General features: G+C 71.5%; 19 protein-coding genes and 1 riboswitch. Of the genes, 13 read left to right on the top strand and 6 right to left on the bottom strand.

All coding sequences use genetic code 11. From position 1 onward, the window contains the following. The first annotated feature begins 75 nt into the window (after positions 1-75). A complete protein-coding gene (locus tag ACIQM3_RS34580; RefSeq protein ID WP_401631555.1) occupies positions 76-948 on the top strand; it encodes a LysR family transcriptional regulator in 873 nt (290 codons plus the stop codon). Between the two features lie 68 nt (positions 949-1,016). Here ACIQM3_RS34580 and ACIQM3_RS34575 read toward each other — a convergent pair whose 3' ends face one another. After that, positions 1,017-1,817, bottom strand: coding sequence for an ABC transporter ATP-binding protein (locus ACIQM3_RS34575; RefSeq protein WP_401631553.1), 801 nt, complete (start codon positions 1,815-1,817; stop codon positions 1,017-1,019). Next, positions 1,814-3,631 carry a 2-isopropylmalate synthase gene (gene leuA, locus ACIQM3_RS34570; RefSeq protein ID WP_401631551.1) on the bottom strand — a complete coding sequence of 606 codons (1,818 nt, stop codon included), beginning with the start codon at positions 3,629-3,631 and terminating at the stop codon, positions 1,814-1,816. The genes ACIQM3_RS34575 and leuA overlap by 4 nt, the downstream gene beginning before the upstream one ends. Positions 3,632-3,823: 192 nt before the next feature. On the opposite strand from leuA, the gene ACIQM3_RS34565 reads away from it, so the two are divergent. Together ACIQM3_RS34565 and ACIQM3_RS34560 are read left to right on the top strand one after the other, a co-directional pair. Beyond that, complete coding sequence (locus ACIQM3_RS34565; RefSeq protein ID WP_401631548.1) at positions 3,824-4,513, top strand: FadR/GntR family transcriptional regulator; 690 nt, start codon at positions 3,824-3,826, stop codon at positions 4,511-4,513. Positions 4,514-4,548: 35 nt separating this feature from the next. Further along, positions 4,549-4,977, top strand: coding sequence for an NUDIX domain-containing protein (locus ACIQM3_RS34560; protein ID WP_401631546.1), 429 nt, complete (start codon positions 4,549-4,551; stop codon positions 4,975-4,977). Between the two features lie 36 nt (positions 4,978-5,013). On the opposite strand, the gene ACIQM3_RS34555 is transcribed toward ACIQM3_RS34560, so the two are convergent. Next, positions 5,014-5,985 (bottom strand): hypothetical protein, encoded by a 972-nt coding sequence (locus tag ACIQM3_RS34555; RefSeq protein ID WP_401631543.1) that lies wholly within the window; start codon positions 5,983-5,985, stop codon positions 5,014-5,016. 188 nt (positions 5,986-6,173) lie between these two features. On the opposite strand from ACIQM3_RS34555, the gene ACIQM3_RS34550 reads away from it, so the two are divergent. Together ACIQM3_RS34550 and ACIQM3_RS34545 are read left to right on the top strand one after the other, a co-directional pair. After that, positions 6,174-8,444, top strand: coding sequence for a heavy metal translocating P-type ATPase (locus ACIQM3_RS34550; RefSeq protein ID WP_401631541.1), 2,271 nt, complete (start codon positions 6,174-6,176; stop codon positions 8,442-8,444). Positions 8,445-8,518: 74 nt separating this feature from the next. Further along, on the top strand, positions 8,519-8,971 hold the full coding sequence (locus tag ACIQM3_RS34545; RefSeq protein WP_401631539.1) for a flavodoxin family protein: 453 nt from the start codon (positions 8,519-8,521) through the stop codon (positions 8,969-8,971). A 77-nt stretch (positions 8,972-9,048) separates the two neighbouring features. Here ACIQM3_RS34545 and ACIQM3_RS34540 read toward each other — a convergent pair whose 3' ends face one another. Continuing rightward, entirely contained in the window at positions 9,049-9,444 is a 396-nt protein-coding gene (locus ACIQM3_RS34540; protein ID WP_401631537.1) for a molybdopterin-binding protein, read from the bottom strand. Between the two features lie 168 nt (positions 9,445-9,612). After that, positions 9,613-9,843 carry a hypothetical protein gene (locus tag ACIQM3_RS34535; protein WP_401631535.1) on the bottom strand — a complete coding sequence of 77 codons (231 nt, stop codon included), beginning with the start codon at positions 9,841-9,843 and terminating at the stop codon, positions 9,613-9,615. Positions 9,844-10,200: 357 nt separating this feature from the next. Continuing rightward, positions 10,201-10,386, top strand: a riboswitch (cyclic di-AMP (ydaO/yuaA leader). 4 nt (positions 10,387-10,390) lie between these two features. On the opposite strand from ACIQM3_RS34535, the gene ACIQM3_RS34530 reads away from it, so the two are divergent. Together ACIQM3_RS34530 and ACIQM3_RS34525 are read left to right on the top strand one after the other, a co-directional pair. Next, positions 10,391-11,257: a transglycosylase SLT domain-containing protein gene (locus ACIQM3_RS34530; protein ID WP_401631532.1), complete on the top strand. Its 867-nt coding sequence runs from the start codon at positions 10,391-10,393 to the stop codon at positions 11,255-11,257. Between the two features lie 248 nt (positions 11,258-11,505). After that, positions 11,506-12,129 (top strand): hypothetical protein, encoded by a 624-nt coding sequence (locus ACIQM3_RS34525; RefSeq protein WP_401631529.1) that lies wholly within the window; start codon positions 11,506-11,508, stop codon positions 12,127-12,129. A 68-nt stretch (positions 12,130-12,197) separates the two neighbouring features. Here the strand turns inward: ACIQM3_RS34525 and ACIQM3_RS34520 are convergent, their stop codons facing one another. Next, positions 12,198-13,091, bottom strand: a complete 894-nt coding sequence (locus ACIQM3_RS34520; RefSeq protein ID WP_401631526.1) for an SIS domain-containing protein — start codon at positions 13,089-13,091, stop codon at positions 12,198-12,200. Between the two features lie 405 nt (positions 13,092-13,496). Here ACIQM3_RS34520 and ACIQM3_RS34515 point away from each other — a divergent pair, with 405 nt between their 5' ends. From ACIQM3_RS34515 to ACIQM3_RS34490, 6 genes are all read left to right on the top strand, one after another. Further along, on the top strand, positions 13,497-14,489 hold the full coding sequence (locus ACIQM3_RS34515; protein WP_401631523.1) for an MBL fold metallo-hydrolase: 993 nt from the start codon (positions 13,497-13,499) through the stop codon (positions 14,487-14,489). Positions 14,490-14,570: 81 nt separating this feature from the next. Then, positions 14,571-16,103: an ATP-binding protein gene (locus tag ACIQM3_RS34510; protein WP_401631520.1), complete on the top strand. Its 1,533-nt coding sequence runs from the start codon at positions 14,571-14,573 to the stop codon at positions 16,101-16,103. Continuing rightward, entirely contained in the window at positions 16,100-16,522 is a 423-nt protein-coding gene (locus ACIQM3_RS34505) for a roadblock/LC7 domain-containing protein (protein WP_124275220.1), read from the top strand. The genes ACIQM3_RS34510 and ACIQM3_RS34505 overlap by 4 nt, the downstream gene beginning before the upstream one ends. Next, on the top strand, positions 16,519-16,872 hold the full coding sequence (locus tag ACIQM3_RS34500) for a DUF742 domain-containing protein (RefSeq protein WP_401631517.1): 354 nt from the start codon (positions 16,519-16,521) through the stop codon (positions 16,870-16,872). Before ACIQM3_RS34505 ends, ACIQM3_RS34500 begins: the two co-directional genes overlap by 4 nt. Continuing rightward, positions 16,850-17,464, top strand: a complete 615-nt coding sequence (locus ACIQM3_RS34495) for a GTP-binding protein (RefSeq protein WP_401631514.1) — start codon at positions 16,850-16,852, stop codon at positions 17,462-17,464. Before ACIQM3_RS34500 ends, ACIQM3_RS34495 begins: the two co-directional genes overlap by 23 nt. Continuing rightward, on the top strand, positions 17,461-18,768 hold the full coding sequence (locus ACIQM3_RS34490) for a cytochrome P450 (protein WP_401631513.1): 1,308 nt from the start codon (positions 17,461-17,463) through the stop codon (positions 18,766-18,768). The genes ACIQM3_RS34495 and ACIQM3_RS34490 overlap by 4 nt, the downstream gene beginning before the upstream one ends. Positions 18,769-18,793 lie beyond the last annotated feature (25 nt).

The raw sequence follows: 18,793 nt of genomic DNA, 5'->3' as shown, positions 1-18,793 counted from the left end.
GCGCCGATCATGGAAGTTCCGGTCCGGCATGGCCCGATGCAGCGGCGGCATGGCCACAGGTGGGAGGATGTGCGCATGGGTGATGTGGAGATCCGGCAGGTCCACTACTTCATCGCTGTGGCGGAGGAGGGCAACTTCACCCGCGCCGCACAGAGGCTGTCGATGACACAGCCCGCACTGTCCCGGGCGATCCTGGCCCTGGAGAGGACCGTGGGCACCACCTTGCTGCTGCGTACACCGAAGGGCGTCACACCCACCGCCGCCGGTCACGCGATGCTCGAAGAGGGCAGGTCGCTGCTGGCCCAGGCGGGGAACGTCACCTCGCGGGTACGCCTGGCGGCCGAGCAGCGGACCTCGGTGACGGTGACCGGCCCCGGCTGTGACGCGGCTCTGCTGGACGGCATGATCCGGGCGTACAACGAGACCGGTCCGCGGCATCCGGCCCGGATGACCGTCGGCACGATCGACGACCAGCTCGACCGGTTGCGGTCGGGGCAGGCGGACATCGCGCTCCTGCGCGCCGCCCTGCCCGGGCACGGACTGGACAGCGCGGTGCTCCGCCACGAAAGCGTCAGCGTGCTGATGGGGGCCCGGCACCGGCTGGCGGACCGAAAGACCCTGACGATCGCCGACCTCGCAGGCGAACCACTGCTCGGCTGGCGGGGCCCGGGTGCCCAGCTCGACGACCCGGGCCTCTGGCCGGACGGACTGCCGGGCACGCAGGGGCCCCAGGTGAGCGACGGCCTGCAGATGCTGGCGGTGGTCCGGCTCGGGCAGGCCGTCGCGCTCGCGGCCCCGCCGGCGGACGGCGCAGGTGCGCCCGAGGGAACCGTCGGGATCCTCCTGGAGGACGGGCCGGCCGTGCCCCTGCGCCTGGTCTGGCCGCGGGAGCGTACGACGCCGGCCGTCCGACGCTTCGTCAGGCACGCCGTCGCAGCGGCCGGCTGAAACACCGACGCCGGGCACGAGGGTGAAGCGCTCCCGGGGGAGCGCTTCACCCGGTGGGCCGCCGGGCCTCAGCCGGCCCGGCGGCTCGTCCGCACGCTCCACCGGCCCTCGTAGCGGGTCAGGTGGACCGGGTGGTCGAAGCACTTGCTGATCTGATCGCTGGTCAGCACCTCGTCGGCGGGGCCCGACGCCAGGCACCGCCCGTCACGCAGCAGCATCACATGCGTCGTGCCGGGAGGAAGCTCCTCCAGGTGGTGCGTGACCAGGACCGACGCGAGCTCCGGCGAGCTCTGCTGAAGGGTGTCGATCCGTTCGATCAGCTGCTCACGGCCCGCGACGTCCAGCCCCGTCGCCGGTTCGTCCAGGAGCAGCAGCCGCGGCCGCGGCATGAGCGCCCGCGCGATCAGCGCGCGCCCCCGTTCGCCCTGGGACAGGGTCGGCCACCTCGCCTCGCGCCGTCCGGCGAGGCCGAGCAGGCCGGTGAGGCTGTCGGCCAGGGCCAGCTGTTCCGCCGTCGGGCGCCAACGGGGCACCGGCTCGACGCTGTTGGTCAGGCCCGTCAGGACGACGTCCCTGACCTTCAGCGGTGAGCGCAGCGCGTGGCGAGGGTCGACATGGCCGACGTACGTGCGCAACTGGCGCAGGTCGACGCGCCCCAGCTCGTGTCCCAGGACCTCGACCGTGCCCCGGGTGGGGTGCGCCAGCGCTCCGAGGAGGCTGAGGAGCGTGCTCTTGCCGGCGCCGTTCGCGCCGAGCAGGGCCCAGTGCTCACCCGCCCGTACGGTCAGCGACACCTCGCTCAGGATGGGGTTCCCGTCGCGTACGAGGTCCACGTCGTGGACACGGAGGACGGGGGTGGTGTCGGTCATCGGGTCTGTGCTCCGGTGCGGTTGACGGCGGCCATGACCGCGTGGACGGAGGCGGCCAGGACCGAGGTGTCCCAGCCGGATCCCCAGCAGGTGACCCCGCCCACGCGGCACTCGGCGTAGGCGACGGCAGGGCTGCCCGGTCCCGTGGAGGTGGAGTGCTCGGCGTAGCCCAGGACGTCGACCGTGACACCGGCCGAACGCAGGGCGTCCGTCAGGGCGGAGAGCGGGCCGTTTCCGGTGCCCCGGCAGGAGCGGATCCTCCCGTCGGCGCGCAGCTCGCAGGTGAACTCGTGCTCACCGGGCCCGGTCTCCGAGGTGGTCCAGGACTCCAGCGTGAGCGGGCCGTCCTGCGCGGGGGCGATGTAGGTGGTGCGGAAGAGGTCCCACAGCTCCTTGGGGGAGAGCTCGCGCCCGGAGCCGTCCGTGACGTCCTGCACCGTACGCGAGAAGTCCGGACGCATCGCCTGTGGCAGGTCCAGCCCGTGGTGGGTGCGGAGCAGATGCGCGATTCCTCCCTTCCCGGACTGGGAGTTGATGCGGATGACCTCCTCGTACGTACGGCCGATGTCACCCGGGTCGATGGGCAGGTACGGCACCTGCCAGGGAGCCTCCCCGGCGCTCACCCCGGACTCGGCTGCCTGCTTCGCGTGGTGGGCCATGCCCTTGGCGATGGCGTCCTGGTGGGTGCCGGAGAACGCCGTGTGCGCGAGTTCACCGCCGTAGGGGTGCCTGGGGTGGACCGGGAGCCGGTTGCAGTGCTCCACCACGTCGCGGACCGTGTCGATGTCGGAGAAGTCGATCATCGGGTCGACGCCCTGCGCGTAGAGATTGAGGGCCAGAGTCACCAGGTCGACGTTCCCGGTGCGCTCGCCGTTGCCGAACAGACAGCCCTCCACCCTCTGGGCGCCCGCCAGCACGGCGAGTTCGGCGCAGGCGACGCCGGTGCCCCGGTCGTTGTGCGGGTGCACGGAGAGGATCACGGAGTCGCGGCGCGCCAGATGACGGTGCATGTACTCGATCTGGTCGGCGTACACGTTCGGCGTGGCGATCTCCACCGTCGCCGGCAGGTTGTGGATCACCGGCCGGTCGGGGCTCGCCTCCCACAGCTCGGTGAGTCCGTCGCAGATCTCCAGGACGAAGTCCGGCTCGGTGAGGTTGAAGACCTCGGGGGAGAACTCGAACCGGACGTCGGCGCCCGGCCGTTCCTCCACGCGGCGCATCAGATGCGTGGCGGCGTCCCTGATCAGCGCGCGGACCTCGGCGCGGGACCGGCCCAGGACGACGTCCCGCCACACGGGCGCGGTGGCGGTGTAGAGGTGGATCAGGGTGCGGGGGAGCCCTTCGACGGAGTCGACGGTCCGGTCGATCAGGTCCTCGCGGGCCGGCGTGAACACGGAGATCGTCACGTCGTCGGGCACCGCACCGCTCGCGGCGAGGTGGCGTACGAAGTCGAAGTCGGTCCGGCTGGCGGACGGGTAGCCGACCTCGATCTCCTTGAAGCCCATGGTGACCAGGAGATCGAACAAGCGGCGCTTGCGCTCGGTGTCCATGGGCTCGGCCAGCGCCTGATTGCCGTCGCGCAGGTCGACGGGCACCCACAGGGGAGCGCGCTCGAGCCGGCGCGAGGGCCAGGCGCGGTCCGTCAGGGGCAGCGCCACCCGGTCGTGAGCCGGGCGGTAGCGGTGGTGGGGCATCGCGCTCGGGCGCTGGGGATTCCAGGCCGGTGCGTCCGCCGGGAGGTTACCGCGCGGAATGCGCAGGGTGGGGAACGCCGTGGTCCCGGAGGGAGACGGAGTGCCGGAAAAGGAAGTCATCGCGGGAGAACTGCTTTCGGACGGCCATGAGATGACCGGCACAGCCCGACACCCGCTGCGGGGGGCCGGTCGGTCGTGTCAGGCCCCGCAGCGGCGGACGAGGAGAAGGAGCTCGGTCAGCGGCATGCCGGGTACAGTAGCTGGAATGAACTCCTCAGACAACCTGAGGTGTCGATCGGGAAGTGACCTCACATGCCGCTGGGACCCCTGAGACCCTCGCCCTTGGTCGAGCAGGCCACCGAGCATCTGCGCGAGCAGATCAGCACGGGCGCCTGGCCGGTGGGGACGAAGCTCCCTGGTGAGACGAGCCTGGCAGCCTCCCTGGGTGTGGGGCGTTCCACGGTCCGTGAGGCGCTGCGCGCTCTCGCGGGGGCGGGGCTGGTGCAGGCGAGACAGGGGGCGGGTGTCTTCGTCATCGCGGCCGAGCCCGAGGAGGACTGGGCCGCACGACTGCGCCGCGCGGCCGTCACCGACGTCTACGAGGTCCGCATCGGCATCGAGGTCGAAGCCGCGCGACTGGCCGGACGACGCCGGACGGACGACGACGTCGCCGCCCTCATCGCCGCCCTGGCCGGCCGCCGCGCCGCCGCCGACGCGGGCGACACCGCGTTCGTCGACGCGGACATCGCCCTGCACGCGGCCGTGGTCGCGGCGGCACACAACCCCGTACTCTCGGCGCTGTTCACCGAATTCGTCCCCACGCTGCGCAAGGGGTTGATCGACATGCTCGAACTGCTCGAACTGCGCTCCGGGGACCCGAACCACGGTGACGAGGGCCACGCCTCGCTGGTGGACGCAGTCGCGCGGGGGGACGGCGACGCGGCAGGCCGCACCCTCCGCGAGGAGCTGGAGCAGACGCTGGCCCGGCTCACGTCGCTGTAGCGGGACGTGCGTCGGCCGAGAGGAATGGGGCAGGGGTGAGCAGGCCACGGATCCGTGTCGCCGCTTATGTGATCCGTCGTCGCGAGAGTGCGGAGCTCCTGGTGTTCGACCACGTCGGCATGGCTGACGCAGGAACCCAGGTCCCCGCGGGGGGAGTCGAGCCGGGCGAGGAGCTGTCCCGCGCCGTTCTGCGGGAGGTCGCCGAGGAGACCGGCCTGCTGACCGCCTGCGTGATCCGGCCGATAGCCGTCGACGAGAGGCCGCACCCGCAGACGCGGCAGCCGCGCCGGACCACGTTCTTCCTGCTGCGGGCGGCGGGGGACACGCCCGGCGCGTGGGTCCACCGGGTGCGGGGTGACGGCGTGGACGCCGGCCTCACCTTCGCCTGCCGGTTCGAGGCCCTTCCGTTGCGGCGGCCCCTGGCCGACGGGCAGGACGGGTGGCTGGGGGGCGTGGAGCTCTGAGGGGGACCGGGAAGCCGCCGCGGCAGCCGCCGTACGTCAGTGGCCGTGGCCCCCGTCCTCCTGCCCGTCCGAGGTGCTGTCGTCGTGCCCGTCCGAAGGCGTGGCCGGACGGGGGTTGTCCGCCGCCACTCCGGACGGGACGGTGAAGGCCGCCGTCCGTACGGTGCCGTCGTGCTTGAAGTCCAGGAACAGCCGGTAGGCGGCGGAACCGGTCGCCGTCGCGGTGAACGAGACGTCCGGCCCGGCTTCGGTGGATCCGTCTCCGGGCTCCCCGTCGGGGTGCACATGGAGATAGGCGAGGTCACCGGCGCGCAGGGCGACGAGATGCCCGTACGCGCCCAGATAGGGCTGCAGATCGGTGACGGGCCGGCCGTCCTTCCGTACCGTGAAGGTGAGGTGCTCCGGAACGTCGGGGCGCAGGGTGCCGTTCAGGGAGACCGTGTAACCGTCGACCTCGGCCGTCAGGGCGGGCTTCGGGAGCTCCGCCGCCTTGTACGGCCCGGACACGGCCAGATCCGCGCCCAGGGTCAGGTCCGCGGCGTTCCTGCCGGCGGTCGTGAAATCTGCGAAGACCCGGTAGTCGCCGGCGGCGGGCAGATCCACGGGGGTGCTCCACGTGCCGTCGGCCGCCCGCGTGGGGTGGAGGTGGCGGTAGGTCGCCAGGTCGCGGGAGGCGAGGATCAGATGCATCTCCTTATCGTGTTCACGCTGGAAGTCGGTGACCGGCCTGCCTGACCGGTCGAGAACGGCGAAGCGCAGCTCGCTCCGCTGTTCCGCCTCCACGCGCGGGGTCCTGAGGTCGAGCGTGTAACCGCCCTCGGAGATCTGGAGACCCCCGGCGGGAGGCCCGGCGCGGTTGCCCTCGGCGTGCGGCGCCGCACTCTCCGTGTGACCGGCCGGCTCGGTGTTGCCGGCCCCTGGGTCCGTGACGGTTCCGATGCCGTATGCGGCGCCGAATGACGCGGCGAGTGCGGCAGTGAACGCGGTGATCTTCGCGGCGGGGTTCATGACTGCTCCTGTTGCCTTCTGCGTGGAGGGCTCGCGACGGTCCGACGCCTTCCACCGTATACCCTTGGGGGGTATCTGCAAGCGACCCTGCGGAGGCTTGCCATGGATACGGGTGGGGGGTATACCTGGCCGAAGAGGAAGATACCCATGAGGGGTATACTGGGTCCCGTTCGGACGAGGAGCAGTAAATGACTTCAGCCACTACCGGCGCCGACCGGGTCGAGCTCGCCATCGGCGGCATGACCTGTGCCTCGTGCGCGGCGCGGATCGAGAAGAAGCTCAACCGTATGGAGGGGGTCGAGGCCACGGTCAACTACGCCACGGAGAAGGCCAGAGTCGCCTTCGCCGAGGACATCTCGGTCGACGACCTGATCGCCACGGTCGAGGCCACCGGCTACACCGCCCGGCGCCCGGCCCCGCCCCTCCCCGGGCCCGGCGACCTCGACGTGCCCGCCGGCCGGGGCGAGGGCGAGCGCGCCGACGGCGAGCTGCGATCCTTGCGCCAGCGGCTCGTCACCGCGGTACTGCTCGCCGCGCCGGTCGTCGCGATGGCCATGATCCCGGCTCTCCAGTTCGAGTACTGGCAGTGGTTGTCCCTCACGCTGGCCGCCCCGGTCGTCACCTACGCGGCCTGGCCCTTCCACCGCGCGGCCTGGACCAACGCCCGGCACGGTGCGGCCACCATGGACACCCTGATCTCGGTCGGTACGTCGGCGGCGTTCCTCTGGTCGCTGTGGGCGCTCTTCTTCGGAACCGCCGGGATGCCGGGCATGACGCATCCATTCGAATTCACGATCAGCCGTGGCGACGGAGCGGGGAACATCTACCTGGAGGCCGCCGCCGGTGTCACGGCCTTCATCCTGGCCGGCCGGTATTTCGAGGCCCGCTCGAAGCGCAAGGCGGGCGCCGCCCTCAAGGCGCTCATGGAGCTGGGTGCCAAGGAAGTCACCGTGCTGCGCGAGGGCCGGGAGTTCACCCTGCCCACGGCCGGTCTGCACGTGGGGGACCGCTTCCTGGTCCGCCCCGGCGAGAAGATCGCCACGGACGGGACCGTGGTCGAGGGCTCCTCCGCGGTCGACGTCTCGATGCTCACCGGCGAGTCGGTGCCCGTCGAGGTCTCCACCGGTGACTCCGTCACCGGGGCGACCCTCAACGCCGGCGGCCGCCTGGTCGTCGAGGCCACCAGGGTCGGTGCCGACACCCAGCTGGCCCGGATGGCCGAGCTCGTGGAAGAGGCCCAGAGCGGCAAGGCCTCCGCCCAGCGCCTGGCCGACAGGATCTCCGCGGTCTTCGTGCCGGTCGTCATCGGGCTGGCGCTCGCCACGCTCGGCTTCTGGCTCGGCTCGGGCGCCGGACTCACCGCGGCCTTCACGGCGGCCGTCTCCGTACTGATCATCGCCTGCCCCTGCGCACTGGGCCTGGCCACGCCCACCGCACTGCTCGTCGGCACAGGCCGCGGGGCCCAGCTCGGCATCCTGATCAAGGGGCCGGAGGTCCTGGAGAACACCCGCAGGGCCGACACGATCCTGCTCGACAAGACGGGCACCGTCACCACAGGCCGCATGACGCTGCTGAAGGTCCACGTGGCCGCCTCCACGGACGAGGCCGAAGTGCTGCGCCTCGGGGGCGCACTGGAGCACTCCTCCGAACACCCGATCGCCCGGGCCGTCACCGAGGGCGCCGCCGGGGCCGTGGGCACGCTGCCCAACCCCGAGGACTTCACCAACGTCCCCGGCCTCGGTGTGCAGGGCGTCGTCGAGGGCCACGCGGTTCTCGTCGGCCGCGAGAAGCTGCTGGCCGACTGGTCCATCCAGCTTCCCGAAGAGCTCAGGAAGGCCAAGGACTCGGCCGAGCAGGACGGGCGGACCGTGATCGCGGTGGCCTGGGACGGCGAGGCGCGTGCGGTCCTGGAGGTCGCCGACGCCGTCAAGGAGACCAGCGCCGAAGCGGTCCGGCGGCTGCGCGACCTCGGGCTGACCCCTGTCCTGCTGACCGGTGACAACAAGGCGGTCGCCGCATCCGTCGCGGCCGAAGTCGGGATCGACGAGGTCATCGCCGAGGTGATGCCTCAGGACAAGGTCGAAGTCGTCAAGAGGCTCCAGGCGGAAGGACGCAGCGTCGCCATGGTCGGCGACGGGGTCAACGACGCGGCCGCGCTCGCCCAGGCGGACCTGGGCCTGTCCATGGGGACGGGCACGGACGCCGCCATCGAGGCGGGCGACCTGACTCTCGTACGCGGGGACCTGCGGGTTGCCGCCGACGCGATCCGGCTCTCCCGCAGGACACTGGGCACGATCCGCTCGAACCTGTTCTGGGCCTTCGCCTACAACGTGGCGGCCCTCCCGCTCGCCGCCGCCGGCCTGCTCAACCCCATGATCGCCGGGGCCGCCATGGCGTTCTCGTCGGTCTTCGTCGTCGGCAACAGCCTCCGGCTGCGCGGCTTCCGCGCCGCCGGCTGAGAGGGCGTCCGCGCCGCCGGCCCCCGCGTCCCTCGGCAGGGCGCGGGTATCGGTGAGCGGGTAGGTTCGGGGGCGTGGCCACTCTGCTGATCGTGCATCACACCCCCTCGCCCAACTGCCAGGCGCTGTTCGAGGCGGTGGTCTCCGGTGCGACGACGGAGGACATCGAAGGCGTCCGGGTCGTGCGACGCGCGGCGCTCTCCGCCACGGCTTCCGATGTACTCGCGGCCGACGGCTACCTCCTCGGCACCCCGGCGAACCTCGGGTACATGTCCGGCGCCCTGAAACACTTCTTCGACCAGGTCTACTACCCGTGCCTGGACGGGACGAAGGGCCGGCCCTTCGGCTACTACGTGCACGGCGGCAACGACGTCACCGGCGCCGTACGGGGCATCGAGACGATCACCACGGGTCTCGGATGGCGTCGTACGGCGGACGCTGTGACCGTCACCGGTGAGCCGGGCAAGGCCGACACGGAGGCGTGCTGGGAACTGGGTGCGACCCTCGCCGCCGGACTGATGGGCTGACAGACTCCCGGCTACGGTCGCCTTCCCGCCGCCCGCCTCCTGGGGGACACCTCCGCTCCCGGACGGCAGATGCCGCGTCAGGTGCGGTCGATGTGCACGCTGGTCGACTTCACGCGGGCCGTGGCCTGCATGCCGACCTCGAGTCCCAGTTCCTCCACGGCTTCCCGGGTCAGCAGCGAGACGAGGCGGTGCGGGCCGGCCTGGATCTCGACCTGGGCCGCTACGTCACCCAGCTTCACCGCGGTGACGATGCCGGGGAAGGCGTTGCGCGCCGAGGTGTAGGAGACCTCCTCCTCGCCGGGGGAGGCCTGACCGACCTCGATCGAGAACGCGGCCAGATCGCGGCCGTCGATGAGGCGGCGCCCGCCCTCGTCGCGATGGGTCGCTACCCGGCCGGCGTCCGCCCAGCGGCGGGCGGTGTCGGGGCTCACGCCGAGAAGACGTGCCGCCTGCCCGATGGTGTAGGTCTGCATGCGCTGCACAATATGTTTTAAAAGCTCGCATTTGCAAGGTATCTACGTGATTAGCCCTGCATATGCGAGCCTCTCGCAGGCCGGTGACGCGACCTGCGCGCCTCCGCCGGGCACCCGGCCCGCCGACAGCGAACCCCTCCCTCCCACCCGCCTCCCTCGCCGCCCCGCTCAGTGCGGCCTCCAGGTGAGCTTGCCGCCGCCCACCCACCGGATGACGGCCGGGTCGTCGAGGTCGTGGACCGGAATGCCGGCCGCCGCGGCGGCGATCAGCACATCGGTCATCGCGGTCGCGCTTCCGATCACCTCTCCGTCGATCTCCACGATCCGGAAGGGGGGATTTCCGGGCTGGACGGGCAGGACGGTGATCCGGGGCGCCGAGGCGAGAGGGCTTTCAGTCATAGGCGGATCGGTTCCACGCGGGCGCCCTCGGTATGCGCCTGGGTCTCAGCTGTGAGTCTTATGCCCGATTTGAGGTAGTTTTTTAGAATTAATCCTGTAATCCATAAAAGGCCATTTCGTGTGACCTGGGGCCTTCGCGCGGGCGCAAATCGCCCGAATCGGACTCCGTGACCAGGGTCACTTCATGGGCCCCGGACGCAGGGGTGCGGCAGTCGGTTCCCTTCTGCGCCAAGAGAATCGAGCGACGCGCTGTGGGGTGGATTACATGAATTCGTGAGAATTGATCTTGCGAATGAATTGTGATCATCGCGCCAGGCTTGTTCCTTTCCCTATTTCTCGCCTACGGTCACCATCACTCCGGGCGGAACGCCGAATCCTGCCGCCGTCCGGTTACCCGACCACTTCTCGTACGGCAGGAGCGGGGGACCCAAGTAAGCGCCGATCCGGTTTCCGGAGCGGCTCGGGGTGAAGTCGCATTCGCGTGCGGCCGGGCATCTCCAGCTCGAACCCGACAGCTCACTTCGCAGGCGACGGAGAGGAATTCAGCATGCCCGAAAACGGTAAGCACCGTCGTTTCAGGACCAGTTCGCTCACCCGCGGCATCATCGCCGTGAGCACGGGCGGAGCCGCCCTGGCCCTCCCCGTGATCGGTGCGACCGGCGCCTTCGCGGCCCCGGCCCAGCCGGTCGCCGTGGAAAAGGCTGCGACGTCGACTTCCGTGTCCGGCAAGGGAATTGCCGCGCAGAAGTCCGAGTCCGCCACCTATTCAGTGATCTTGGGTGACACCCTTGCAAAGATCGCACGCGAGCATTCCGTGAACGGGGGCTGGAAGGCCCTGTACGAGGACAACGAGAAGGTTGTCGGCTCAAACCCCGACCTGATTCACCCGGGTCTGAAGCTGACCCTCGGCGGCAAGGCCGAGAACAAGTCGGCGGACAAGGGCGACAAGGCCGAATCCAAGGCCTCCGCCTCTTCCGACCGTGCCGCGGAGGGCGCCGACCGCGCCGACCGTTCGGAGCGCACGAGCACCCCCACCGCCGCGGAGGGCGCTCCCGCCGCCGAGGCCGCTCCGGCCGCCGAGCAGGTCTCGTACACGAACGACCTCGACGGCTGGATCAAGGAGTCGCTCGCCGTCATGGCCGAGCACGGCATCCCCGGCAGCTACGAGGGCATCCACCGGAACATCATCCGTGAGTCCGCGGGCAACCCCCAGGCCATCAACAACTGGGACATCAACGCGATCAACGGCGTCCCGTCCAAGGGTCTGCTCCAGGTCATCGACCCGACCTTCCAGGCCTACCACGTGCCCGGTACGTCGATGGACAGCTACGACCCGGTCGCCAACATCACGGCCGCGTGCAACTACGCCGCGGACAGGTACGGCTCGATCGACAACGTCTTCGGGGCCTACTGAGCCTCGCTGAGACGGGACCGCTGACGCACGGGCGTGTGACAGAGGGACAGAAGTGACGGGTGGTGCGGGTTCGGCGGAACCCGCACCACCCGTCGTCCGTTTCCGGCGCCGATCGGGCCCGGGGCCCGCGCTGTCGATCGGGCCCCGGGCCCGCGCTGTCGGCGTCACGGCGGCGGAGGAGTCGCCGACAGGCCGGGCGGGGCACGGGTGACTGGTCACGTACAGGTTCGTCGTCCATACTGCCCGCCGTGGAGCAGCGCATAGATTCGAACACCAAGCCCGAGTTCGCCGCGGGGACAGACCCGGCGTACATCCCCGGCCTGACGGCCCCTGCCCCCGCGCGGACGGAGGGGGAAGCGGAAGCGGAGAAGACGGCGTCCCAGAAGCCCGAGGAGGCCGAGGAGGCCAGGGAGGCCGGGACTGCGGACGTGCTCGCCGAGGGGGCCGTGGACGAACCCGTGGCCGCCCCCGGCGGCACCGCCGTGGACGACGCGACCTCCGACGGCACGGCCGGGGACGACGACGAGGCCCCGGCCGGCGGGACGGCTCCGGGGGCCGAGGCCGTAACCGGCAAGAGTGCCGCCGACGCGGACGGCCCCGTCTTCGAGGTCAGTGACCGGCGCGGATCCATCAGGGTGGACGCGGACGGCGTCCGCTTCCGCCTCGACGACCAGGAGGCGGAGTTCGACTGGACCGAGATCGGCGCGGTCGAGGTCAGGACCGGCCGCTTCGGGCGCCGGTTCACCGTGACGGTCCACCTGTCGAGCCGCCGGTGGTTCAACGCCGAGGTCGAGGCCGGATCCCGGGGCGACCTCAAGGGGTGGACGGCGGAGCTCGACGAGGCGCTGGACGCCTACTTCGAAGAGGCCTGACCTCTTCGGGGTACACCTGAGCACCGGTCCGGACGACCGGACCGGTGCTCAGGCATGCCGTGGAGCCGTCAGGCCCCCTGAGCCGTGCCGAGCACCACCGACCGGGTCAGGTGGCGCGGCAGGTCGGGGTCGAGGCCACGGGCCGCCGCCAGGGCGATCGCCAGCCGCTGGACCCGGACCAGGTCGGCCAGCGGGTCGAGTCCGCTCTCCACCCAGTGGGCCCCGGTCGCCAGAACCTGCTCCCGCAGTCCCTCCGGAGCGGCGCCGAACATCCAGGTCGCGGTCCCGGTCGTGGCGATGCTGATGGGGCCGTGGCGGTACTCCATCGCCGGGTACGACTCCGTCCAGGACAGGGACGCCTCCTTCATCTTGAGCGCCGCCTCGTTGGCGATCCCTACCGTCCACCCCTGCCCCAGGAAGCTGAACTGGGCGCATTCCAGGAGCCCTTCGGGCAGCGGCTCCGCCAGCGCGGTCTCCGCGTCCCGCACGACGGCCTCGGTGTGCAGTCCGAGGTGGGCGCGGAACAGTGTGAGCGCGGTCGTCGCGAACCTCGTCTGGACGACGGACCGTTCGTCGGCGAAGTCGAGGACGACCACATCGTCGGCCGCGGCCATCACCGGGGTCCGCGGGTCGGCGGTGACGGCGACGGTCCGCGTGGCGCCCCGCAGCCGCGTCAGCAGGCCGAGGACCTCCGTGGTCGTCCCCGACCGCGTCAGCGCGACGACCCGGTCGTACGTGCGGCCGAAGGGGAACTCCGAGGCGGCGTACGCGTCCGACTCGCCCTGCCCGGAATTCTCGCGGAGCGAGGCGTACGCCTGCGCCATGTAATACGACGTTCCGCACCCGACGACGGCGATGCGCTCACCGGCGGCGGGCAGGGCCGCCTTCCGGCCGGCCGCGACCTCCGCGGCACGGCGCCAGCACTCGGGCTGGCCGGCTGTCTCGGTCTCGACATGCGACATGTCCGCACTCCGCTTCCACTGCTGCTCGCACCTGGTGGGACGGGGCTGTGTGAAATCGACGCCCGCGTGTTCAATTCTGCATGTTACATGGGCCAATCGAGCAAGAACAAGCAAAGTGTTCACGCCTCCGTAACCCGAGCAGGGTCGGTTTTCGGCCATGCTCGGTGGGTGGCCGACCCGATCCGGTTCCGTCGAGGCTGTGTGGGTATCGGTCGCATGGCGCGACCTCCGCTGTCGGCATCCCGTACATCGGGCGGAAACGCCCCGTAGGGCTGCTTCTCGGCCACCCCGGACGGTCACCGGACGGAGGCGGGAGGCCCCGTCAAGGGGCGATTTCACGTCATCGGACCCGTGCGTTGGCCGAGTTCGAACGCGCGGCCGGAATGCGGTCGGCATAATCAGCCCATGTCGATCACGGGTGGGGAAGTCGTGGACCTCGGCAGGGGTCTGTACGCCTGGCTGCCGCCGAAGCGGGGCTGGGGTCTGGCCAACTGCGGCCTGCTCGTGTCGCCGCGCGGGGGGCTGTGGATCGACACCCCGTACGACACGATGATGGCCGGTCAGTTCCTGGTGGAGAGCCAGAAACGGCTCCCCGACGGGGTGGGGATCGACCGTGTGATCGTCACCCACGCCAACGGCGACCACTTCTGGGGCGCCGGAGTGCTTCCGGACGCGGAGATCATCGCGACCCGCGAGGCCCGGGAGCACATCCACTACGACCCCACCCCGCAGCAGCAGCACGCCCTGGTGACCGGAAGTGATCCGTCCACCCCCCTCGGCGCGTATCTCGGCCGTCACTTCGGTGTCTTCGACTGGTCGGTCACCGACGTGGTGTCTCCGACGACCTACTTCACCGGAGAGCTCGAACTGACCCTGGGGGAGTACACGGTCCAGGTGTCGTCCCTGCCGCCCGCGCACACGGGGGGTGACCTGATCGTATATCTGCCCGCGCAGCGCGCGGTGTTCAGCGGAGACGTCATCTTCTCCTCCACCCCTCGGCAGCCCGGGGACCACCCGGTGCACTGGGCGGGGCCCCTGGACAACGTGATCGACGCCTGCGAACGCGTCCTGGCCACCGGCGCCGAGGTGATCGTGCCGGGGCACGGGCCGGTGCTCGCCCCTGCCGGTGTGCGGGGGCACATGGACTACCTCGCGTACGTACGCGACCGCGCCCACGCCCTCCATGCGGCGGGAGTGCCCGCGGTCGAGGCTGCCCGCCGGGTGATCGCCGAGGGCCGGTACCCGGAGCTCGGCCTGTCCGAGCGGCTCGTGGTGACCATCGGGAGCGAGTACCGCCACCTGGACGGCTCCGAACTCCCCGGCGTCCTGGAGGTGATGGCCGACGTGGCAGCCGTCGCCCAGGAGACCGACGCGGCGTGGACCGGAGGGCCGGCGTGACGGCCCGCCGGTGCTGCAGCCGGACTCCCCGCCCCGGCGCGGGCTGCCGACCGTCCCCGACAACAGAGACGCGGTGACGCCGTGGTGGCATGGATCGTGGCCCTCATCGCCGTCGTGGTGGCGATCTGGTCGGCAGTACGCATGCACCAGGCCAGGCTGGACGCGTACGGCGCCTCGGCCCGCGCGGAGCTCACCGAGCGGCAGGCCAAGGCGGCCGACGCCCGGACCCTCGCCCTCACCGAGGAGATCCGCCAGCTGGCCCGGAACCGGATACCCGCCGCGGCCACCGCACTCTCCCACCGCTCCGCGCCTGTTCCCGGGCTGCGGGAGGCCGCCGGGATCGAGGGTGACGCCGCGCGTCTGCTGACCGAGGCCGTACAGGCCGCGCGCACAGCGGTCCTGGAGGAACGCCGACGCGTCGACGCGGCAGCGCGGTCGGCCATGCGCGGTACCTCCGCCAAGATCCAGTCGCTGCTCAACCAGTCGCAGCACCTGCTGCACGAGCTCCAGCACGAGTACGACGACCCGCGGATCCTCCAGCTCGACTTCCGTAACGAACTGGCGCTGCGCCGCACCCAGGCCACGGCCGTGCTCTGCGACGCGTGGCCCGGACTCGCCCGGCAGAACTCCTCGCTCGTCGAGGTCGTGCTCGGCGCCCAGTCCAGGGTCCCGGGGTACGAGCGGATCAAGGTCGCCAACCATCTGCGCCAGGAGCGGCTCGCGCTGGTCGCCCGGGCCGCCGAACCCCTCGCGATCGCGCTCGCCGAGCTGCTGGCCAACGCCACGGCGTACTCGCACCCGGACACCGAGGTGCCGGTGACGGTCCAGCAGACCGCGGGGCGCGGGGCGCTGATCCTGGTCGACGACGCCGGGATCGGCATGGACGACGACGCGCTGAAACGGGCCCGCGCACTGCTGTCGGGCCCCTCCGAGGTGCTGCTCACCGAGCTGGGGGACCCGCCGCAGACCGGCTTCGCCGTGGTGGGGCGGCTCGTCGCGCGCTACGGCTTCAGCTGCCATATCGAGTCGTCGCCGTACGGCGGGATGCGCGCGATGCTGCGTATTCCGGCGCATCTGCTGACCGTGATCGACGACGACCGCACCCTGTCCGTGCTCGCGCCGAAGCCGGTGCACGCGCGCGCCGAGGGCGCCGCGGAGAGCCCCTTGCCCAGCAGGCCCGCGGCACCCGTCGCTCCTGCCGGGCCCGCCGAGCCCGAACCCGCACCGGCCGTCCCCGCAGAGCCCGAACCCGCTCCTGCCGCCCCCGCCGAACCCGAACCCGCTCCTGCCGCCCCCGCCGAACCCGCTCCTGCCGCCCCCGCCGAGCCCGCCCCGTCCGTGCCCGCCGGGCCCGTTCCCGTCGCCGGGGAAGACGCCGCGCGTCCGGCAGGCCTGCCCACCCGGCGGCGCAGATCCCGCCGGACGGCCGCCCCGGAGGCGCCGCCGGCCCGGCAGCAGCCGGCCGAGGAGCCCGTGCTCCGTACGCCCGAGCAGGCCGGAGCGGCCTGGGCCGCCCTCCAGGAGGGCACCCTCAGCGGCAGGAAGGCGCCCGCGCCCCCGGCGCGGACACCCCCAGCATCCCCATCGGACGACCAAGGAGACGACGAGACGTGAGCACCACCCCCACCGCCGGTGATCTCGCCTGGGTGCTGACCCCGCTGCTGGAGCTGCCCGGTGTGCAGCATGCCGTGGTCGCCACCGGCGACGGGCTCGTCGAGGGCGCGTCGCCCGGCCTGGACCGTGCGTCCGCCGAGCGCGTCGCCGCGATGACGGCCACCCTGCACGCGGCCGCCCGTGCCTTCACCACCGCGTTCACCGAGGCCGAGTCGCCGCGACTGGCCCAGACGGTCGTGGAGTCCGATCTGGGCTTCGCCGTCGTCGTACCTGCCGGCAGGAACACCACTCTGGCCCTCTTCGCGGCCCCCGACGCACATCTGGGGAACATCGCCTACCAGATGCAGGTGCAGGTCACCGCGCTGACCAGGGCCATGCACGCCCCCACCCGTCAACCGGACGCCGCCACCCGGCCATGACCCCCGGCCCGGGCCGCCGCCTGATTCCCCCCTACCTGGTCACCGGTGGCCGCTCCACGCCCACCGGCCCCGCGCTCGACCGGCTCGCCGTGCTCATCCGTACGGACTCGGCCCTGCCGGTGAAGACCGGTTCGGAGCAGCGCAGGCTGTGCGAGCTCCTCGAGCCAGGAGCCCTCACCGTCGTCGAGTGCGCCGCCCATCTGGACCTGCCGGTCAGCGCCACCGTCTTTCTGGCCACGGACCTCGTGGCCGCGGGACATCTGCACGCTCGACCACCGATCCCCAGTGCCGGTGAGATCGACCGGTCGCTCGTCGAGAGGCTGCTCGTTGGACTCCGTTCCCTCCACTGACCGGGGCGGCATCGGCTATCTGCCGAGTGCCGCCGAGACCCTGATGAAGCTCGTCGTCACGGGTCCCTTCGGCGTGGGCAAGACGACCCTGATCCGTACCCTGTCGGAGATCCCGACCCTGCACACGGAAGAGGCGATGACGCAGTCCAGTACGGGACTCGACGACACCGCCGGGCTTCCGGAGAAGACCACGACCACGGTCGCCGTCGACTTCGGCCGGCTGACCGTCCAGGACGATCTGGTGCTGTACATGTTCGGCACGCCGGGCCAGGATCGCTTCCTCCCCCTGTGGGAGGACATCGCGCGCGGTGCGCTCGGCGCCCTGGTCATGGTCGACACCCGGCGGCTCGAGGACTCCTTCGCCGTCATGGACATGGTGGAGGAGCAGGGGCTCCCGTACGCCGTCGCCGTGAACCGCTTCCCCGATGCCCCCGCCCACGCGGACGAGGTCCTGCGCAAGCACCTCGACCTCGATCCCCGCACCCCGCTGGTGCAGTGCGACGCACGCGAACGCGGGGGCGGCATCGACGCCCTGATCGCCCTCGCCGAGCACGCGCTGACCTGCCTGCCCGCGCCCCAGGAGTCGTCATGACCCCTCCCTCGGCCGGCACTTCACCCGGCACCGCCCCCGCTCTCCGTGAGCCCCTCGCGCTGTACGGCGCCGGCTTCGCCGCCGATCCGCACGGCCACTACCGCATGCTGCGCGACCAGGGACCGCTGGCCAGGGTGCGTGTCGCCCCGGACATCGACGCGCTGCTGGTCACCGACTACCAGGCGGCCGTCGACCTGTTGCGGGACACCGAGACCTTCACCAAGGACCCGCGTGCCTGGCAGAAGGGCGTGCCGGCCGACTCGCCGGTCCTGCCCGTGCTCGGATACCGGCCCACCGCGCTCTTCACCGACGGCGCCGTCCACGCCCGTTACCGCGACGCCATCAACGACACCCTCGCCCTGATCGAACCCCACCTGCTGCGCGCGGAGGTCGCCCGGGTCGCCCAGCGGCTCATCGCCGGTTTCTCGGCCACCGGCACCGGTGACCTCATCGCCCAGTACGCCCGCAGGCTGCCCCTGCACGTCTTCACGGCCTCCTTCGGCGTGGCTCCCCAGAACACCGAGCGGGTGGTCCGCGGTACGGCGGGAATGATGGACTCCGCGGGGGACGCGACAGCGGCGTACGACGACCTCGTCGGCGTCGTCACCGCTCTCGTCTCCGCACGTCGGCACAGGCCGGGCCGGGATCTCACCTCGTACCTGCTGGCGCACCCGGCCGGTCTCGACGACAACGAGGCCGTGCGTCAGATCACGCTCATCATGAGCGCGGGTCACGACCCCACGACCAATCTGATCGGCAACGCGCTGCTGCGCATGCTCAGCGACACCGGTTACGGCGGCTCCCTGCACGGCGGCGCGATGACCGCGCACGAGGCGGTCGACGACGTACTCTGGCGCGATCCGCCGCTGGCCAGCATGGGAGCACACTTCCCGCGCCACGACACCGAGTTCCACGGGGTCCCGCTGCGCGCCGGCCAGTTGGTACTGGTCTCCTTCGCCGCGGCCAACACCCAGTCGCCGCCGTCCGGCTCGGACCCCGCGGTGCGCTCCGGCGACGGTGCTCACCTGGCGTGGTCGACGGGGCCGCACCGCTGCCCCGCCAAGCAGCCTGCCCTGCTGATGGCGATGACCGCGATCGAGCAGCTCACCAGCCAGCTCTGTGACCTGCAACTCGCCGTCGAGCCCGGCGCGCTGGTCTGGCGTCCGGGCCCCTTCCACCGCGCCCTGGCCCACCTCCCGGTCCGTTTCACACCCCTCGACACACTTCCCGAACCGGACGGCGGGAGCGCCCCGGACGCCGCCGATCACGCTCCCACCCGTGTCGGTGGTACGCCGAACGGGTGAGGGGCGAGAGAATTGCCCGATGAAC

Origin of the sequence: Streptomyces sp. NPDC091271 (assembly GCF_044757505.1) — a bacterium.
Classification (GTDB): Bacteria; Actinomycetota; Actinomycetes; order Streptomycetales; family Streptomycetaceae; genus Streptomyces.
This window is presented reverse-complemented; position numbering and strand designations above follow the sequence as displayed.

Excerpts from the sequence above, each read along its gene's own strand:
- ACIQM3_RS34535 (WP_401631535.1), bottom strand. The coding sequence starts at position 9,843 with ATGACTGAAAGCCCTCTCGCCTCGGCGCCCCGGATCACCGTCCTGCCC.
- ACIQM3_RS34530 (WP_401631532.1), top strand. The coding sequence starts at position 10,391 with ATGCCCGAAAACGGTAAGCACCGTCGTTTCAGGACCAGTTCGCTCACC.
- ACIQM3_RS34580 (WP_401631555.1), top strand. The coding sequence starts at position 76 with ATGGGTGATGTGGAGATCCGGCAGGTCCACTACTTCATCGCTGTGGCG.
- ACIQM3_RS34520 (WP_401631526.1), bottom strand. The coding sequence starts at position 13,091 with ATGTCGCATGTCGAGACCGAGACAGCCGGCCAGCCCGAGTGCTGGCGC.
- leuA (WP_401631551.1), bottom strand. The coding sequence starts at position 3,631 with ATGACTTCCTTTTCCGGCACTCCGTCTCCCTCCGGGACCACGGCGTTC.
- ACIQM3_RS34575 (WP_401631553.1), bottom strand. The coding sequence starts at position 1,817 with ATGACCGACACCACCCCCGTCCTCCGTGTCCACGACGTGGACCTCGTA.
- ACIQM3_RS34550 (WP_401631541.1), top strand. The coding sequence starts at position 6,174 with ATGACTTCAGCCACTACCGGCGCCGACCGGGTCGAGCTCGCCATCGGC.
- ACIQM3_RS34490 (WP_401631513.1), top strand. The coding sequence starts at position 17,461 with ATGACCCCTCCCTCGGCCGGCACTTCACCCGGCACCGCCCCCGCTCTC.
- ACIQM3_RS34500 (WP_401631517.1), top strand. The coding sequence starts at position 16,519 with ATGACCCCCGGCCCGGGCCGCCGCCTGATTCCCCCCTACCTGGTCACC.
- ACIQM3_RS34555 (WP_401631543.1), bottom strand. The coding sequence starts at position 5,985 with ATGAACCCCGCCGCGAAGATCACCGCGTTCACTGCCGCACTCGCCGCG.
- ACIQM3_RS34515 (WP_401631523.1), top strand. The coding sequence starts at position 13,497 with ATGTCGATCACGGGTGGGGAAGTCGTGGACCTCGGCAGGGGTCTGTAC.
- ACIQM3_RS34540 (WP_401631537.1), bottom strand. The coding sequence starts at position 9,444 with ATGCAGACCTACACCATCGGGCAGGCGGCACGTCTTCTCGGCGTGAGC.
- ACIQM3_RS34565 (WP_401631548.1), top strand. The coding sequence starts at position 3,824 with ATGCCGCTGGGACCCCTGAGACCCTCGCCCTTGGTCGAGCAGGCCACC.